General features: G+C 33.6%; 4 protein-coding genes. All 4 read left to right on the forward strand.

Annotated features, from left to right (window positions below; translation table 11 throughout):
• The first annotated feature begins 48 nt into the window (after positions 1–48).
• The 4 genes from panC to ACPYKA_RS19960 all read left to right on the forward strand — a co-directional run bounded on the left by panC (position 49) and on the right by ACPYKA_RS19960 (position 3,131).
• A complete protein-coding gene (gene panC / locus ACPYKA_RS19945) occupies positions 49–912 on the forward strand; it encodes a pantoate--beta-alanine ligase (RefSeq protein ID WP_479543937.1) in 864 nt (287 codons plus the stop codon).
• A gap of 14 nt (positions 913–926) precedes the next feature.
• The gene (gene panD / locus ACPYKA_RS19950; RefSeq protein WP_479543938.1) at positions 927–1,310 is read left to right on the forward strand and encodes an aspartate 1-decarboxylase; all 384 of its coding nucleotides are present in this window, start codon (positions 927–929) and stop codon (positions 1,308–1,310) included.
• 81 nt (positions 1,311–1,391) lie between these two features.
• A complete protein-coding gene (locus ACPYKA_RS19955) occupies positions 1,392–1,928 on the forward strand; it encodes a cell wall elongation regulator TseB-like domain-containing protein (RefSeq protein WP_479543939.1) in 537 nt (178 codons plus the stop codon).
• A 6-nt stretch (positions 1,929–1,934) separates the two neighbouring features.
• Positions 1,935–3,131 (forward strand): pyridoxal phosphate-dependent aminotransferase, encoded by a 1,197-nt coding sequence (locus ACPYKA_RS19960; RefSeq protein ID WP_479543940.1) that lies wholly within the window; start codon positions 1,935–1,937, stop codon positions 3,129–3,131.
• The last annotated feature ends 149 nt before the right edge of the window (positions 3,132–3,280 follow it).

The raw sequence follows: 3,280 nt of genomic DNA on the forward strand, positions 1-3,280 counted from the left end.
TTAAAGAATATGGATATCTTACCAAAAGTATAAAGTAGGTATTTAAACATGAAAATTATTCGCTCTGTTCAAACGATGATGAAAGAAGTAGCAAATGTCAATAAAAAAATCGGGTTTGTACCTACAATGGGTTTTTTACATGATGGGCATTTGTCTTTAGTTAAAGAGGCTAAACAAGAAAATGATATCGTGGTAATGAGTATTTTCGTAAATCCTTTACAGTTTGGACCAAATGAAGACTTTGAACAATACCCAAGAGATGAACAACAAGATGCTAAAGTGGCGGAACAACATGGTGTTGATATATTGTTTTTACCTACTGTAGATGATATGTACCCCAATGAGATGGGGATTAAGATGACTATTAATCAAGGTACGGATGTGCTTTGTGGTAGGTCGAGACCAGGTCATTTTGATGGAGTCATTACAGTTCTTACAAAATTATTTCATATTGTACAACCTAATAATGCCTATTTCGGTCTGAAGGATGCGCAGCAATTTGCAGTAGTAAACACATTAGTTACGCAGTTAGATTTTCCAGTTCAGTTAGTTGGGCTTCCTACAGTAAGAGAAGAGGATGGACTAGCTAAAAGTAGTCGAAATGTTTACTTGTCAGAAATAGAACGTAAAGAAGCAACATCGCTTTATTCAGGATTAAAGCTGGGACAAAAATTAATAGTTGACGGAATCAAAAATCCTGCTACTATTATAACAGAAGTAAAAAAGTTCATTAGCAATAACACGTCTGGTAAGATTGATTATATTGAACTATTAAGTTTTCCAAAGTTAAAAAGCATTACTACCATTAACCAACAAGTTATTTTGGCCGTAGCTGTCAAATTCAGTAATGCACGATTAATTGATAATATAATTTTAAACGAAGAAGGCTCATTTATTGATAGAATTAGTTAGGGGGTCACGTTCAGGTGTTTCGTACAATGATGAAATCCAAAATTCATCGTGCTCGCGTCACTGAGGCGAATTTAAATTATGTTGGAAGTGTAACTATCGATCAGGATATTATGGATCAAGTGGATATTTTGCCTAATGAAAAAGTACAAATTGTAAATAATAATAATGGCGCAAGACTTGAAACATATGTAATTCCAGGGGAAAGAGGTACAGGAATTATTTGTTTAAACGGTGCAGCCGCAAGACTTGTTCAAAAAGAAGATATTGTTATTATTATTGCATATACGTTAATATCGGAAGAAAAATTGGCAAACTTTCGACCAAAGATTGCAATTATGAACGAACAAAATGAGATTGAGCAATTTATAGAAGAAGAACCACCACTTACCGTATTATAAAATATAAGCTCTTATCTGCGCTTTGAGATAAGAGTTTTTTAAAGTGACTAATCTTATACAAAAATGAGTGATTAATAAATTATGAAGCAATTATCAAGTTGGTTTAAATGGAAAAGATTGTTGACACTATTTTTCGTGCTATTATTTTTATTTCTTTGTATTTATTTCGTTTACTCCTATAATCAAATTGAAAAAAGTAAAATTGTTAATGGAGACAAGACGGAAAAATTTGTTCTAAAAGAGACGAATATAAACAGTATTAATGAAATTTCTCACTTTCAAGGTGAAGAAGCGTACCACATCCTACTAGGCACAGATAAGAATGGAAAACAATCGTATATCTTTGCACCATTGGATAAACCTCTTACGAAAGAAAATTTAGTCATCATTTCTTCTGATAAATTGATATCGCAAGAACAAATTGAAGAAAAGTGGGAGTCGGAGTGTAAATCCTGTACATTAATAGGTTCGGCTCCTGCGATGATTAATAAGAAGCCATTGTGGGAAATAACGTATACAGACCAATCCAATCGTTACGTCATTGAGTATATATCTTTAGAGGACGGTACGGTTTATGAACAGCTTAGACTATATCGAAAGTACAGTGAGAAAGGATAAGATGAAATGAATTTATCAAAAAAAGTAAAAGCGCTCAGTCCCTCATCTACATTAGCAATCTCTGCGAAAGCCAAAGAACTAAGAGACAAAGGGTACGATGTAATTGGACTCGGAGTTGGAGAACCTGATTTTAATACACCGGATTATATTATACAAGCAGCAAAAGAAGCAATGGATCAAGGGATGACAAAATATACCCCTGCTGGTGGAATTGTCGAACTTAAAAAAGCGATCATAGATAAATTTAAAAAAGATAACGGATTAGGCTATCAACTAAATGAAGTTATTGTTACTGTAGGAGCAAAACATGCGCTTTTTGCGTTATGCCAAGTATTATTAAATGAAAATGATGAAGTCATTATTCCAACACCGTATTGGGTTAGTTATCCCGAGCATGTAAAATTGGCTGGTGGTAAACCCATATATGTTGAAGGTTTAGAGAAAAATGATTTTAAAATTACAAAAGAACAACTAGAAGCGGCGATAACGTCAAAAACGAAGGCAGTTATCATTAATTCGCCAAGTAATCCTACTGGGATGATGTACACGAAAGAAGAATTACAGCAAATTGGTGAAGTTTGCTTAAAACATAATATACTTATTATCTCGGACGAGATTTATGAAAAATTAATTTATACAGAGGAAGATCATGTGTCGATTGCATCTTTGTCCGCTGCCTTAAAACAACAAACTGTTGTGATCAACGGATTAAGTAAATCACATGCAATGACAGGATGGCGCATTGGTTATGCGGCGGGACCTTCTGAGATTATCGGCGCAATGACAAACCATGCTTCACATTCGACCTCAAACCCAACTTCTATTGCACAATATGCTGCACTTGCAGCTTATGAAAACAGTGAGGAAGATTTAAAGATAAATAAAGAAATGAAAAAGGTTTTTTCAGACCGTTTAAATAGATTCTATAATCTGATTAATGAAATTCCTGGAATAACATGTGTAAAACCAAAAGGAGCATTTTACATTTTCCCCAATGTGCAAGAAGCAGTAAATTTATGTGGCTTTAATTCTGTTGATGAATGGGTAACAGCGCTACTTGAGGAAGAAAAAGTTGCTTTAGTACCAGGAAGTGGATTCGGTGCGCCTAAAAATGTTAGGTTATCCTATGCTACTTCTATGGATTTATTGGAGGAAGCAGCTAAGCGTATTGATCGATTTGTACGTAATTCTATCAAGAAGTAACTAGTTAAATAATTATTTAGGCTAGAAAAAGATTTTAGTCATAGATAAATCCGAACTTTATCCAAATTTCTTTAATAAAAATTTGTATTAGTTCGGATTTTTTTGATCTTATTACTAATATCCATAAACTGTTGAGTAGAGATGATTAT

The sequence above is a fragment of the Pseudogracilibacillus amylolyticus (SeqCode) genome, from assembly GCF_051918545.1.
In the GTDB taxonomy this organism is placed as follows: Bacteria; Bacillota; Bacilli; order Bacillales; family Amphibacillaceae; genus Pseudogracilibacillus.

What these genes read in the sequence shown, in the direction of transcription:
- ACPYKA_RS19955 (WP_479543939.1), top strand. Translation starts at nt 1,392, where the DNA reads ATGAAGCAATTATCAAGTTGGTTTAAATGGAAAAGATTGTTGACACTA.
- ACPYKA_RS19960 (WP_479543940.1), top strand. Translation starts at nt 1,935, where the DNA reads ATGAATTTATCAAAAAAAGTAAAAGCGCTCAGTCCCTCATCTACATTA.
- panC (WP_479543937.1), top strand. Translation starts at nt 49, where the DNA reads ATGAAAATTATTCGCTCTGTTCAAACGATGATGAAAGAAGTAGCAAAT.